Raw genomic sequence first — 1,104 nt, forward strand, 5'->3', positions numbered from 1 at the left:
TGTACTGACCGGGCACGTTGGTTGAGGGAATGCGACTTCGCGTTGTGAGCTGATGACATGGGAGGGCCTCCCGCGGTGGAGTGGAACTGCTCAAGGTTCACTTCGCCAAACAGGAGGCCCTCATGTCCCACGCTAACGCCGCCCTGACCCCGCGCGCCCGGCTCCGGGTGGCCCAACTCGTCGTGGACCAGGGGATGGCGATCACCGAGGTCGCGGCCCGGTTCCAGTGCTCGTGGCCCACGGTCAAACGCTGGGCCGAGCGGTACGCCGCCGGCGAGGCGATGACCGACCGGTCTAGCCGACCACACTCGATGCCGGCCAAGACCAGCCCCGCCACGACGAGGCGGATCGTGGCGTTGCGGCTGCGCAAACGCTTGGGCCCGGTCCAGCTCGCAGCCCTGACCGGGGTCGCGCCCTCGACCGCGCACCGGGTCCTGGCCCGCTGCCGCCTGAACCGCTTGTCCCATGTGGACCGGGCCACCGGTGAGCCGGTGCGCCGCTACGAGCACGAGCACCCGGGCGCGATGCTGCACGTGGACGTCAAGAAGCTGGGCAACATCCCCGACGGCGGCGGCTGGCGCTACGTCGGGCGCACCCGGGGCAACCACAACCGGATCGCGACGGGCGGCAAGCCCAGGAGCAGCCACTACCACCCGAAGATGGGCTACGCGTTCGTGCACACCGTCATCGATGACCACTCCCGGGTCGCGTACGCCGAGGTCCACGACGACGAGACCGCCGCCACCGCGACCGCGGTCCTACGCCGCGCGGTGACCTGGTTCGCCACCCGCGGGATCCCCACCGAGAGAGTCCTGTCCGACAACGGCCCGGCGTACCGCTCCCACCTCTGGCGCGACACCTGCGCCGAACTGAACGTCAAGCATTCGCGCATCCGGCCCTACCGGCCCCAGACCAACGGCAAGATCGAGCGCTTCCACCGGACCCTGGCCGACGGGTGGGGCTACGCCCGCTGCTACGCCTCCGAAGAGGAACGACGAGCTGCTCTGCGAGCATGGCTCCACGAGTACAACCACCACCGACCCCACACCGCGTGCGGGAACAAGCCACCCATCACCCGCTTAACCAACCTGTCGGGTCAGTACA

The 1,104-nt window shown here is 69.4% G+C and carries 1 protein-coding gene; it reads left to right on the top strand.

The window, feature by feature from the left end:
• Positions 1 to 122: 122 nt before the first annotated feature.
• Positions 123 to 1,104 (top strand): IS481 family transposase (locus ABD831_RS22190; protein ID WP_344952290.1); only part of this gene is annotated, 982 nt, incomplete at its 3' end.

This window comes from Terrabacter ginsenosidimutans (assembly GCF_039539425.1).
Taxonomy (GTDB): domain Bacteria; phylum Actinomycetota; class Actinomycetes; order Actinomycetales; family Dermatophilaceae; genus Terrabacter; species Terrabacter ginsenosidimutans.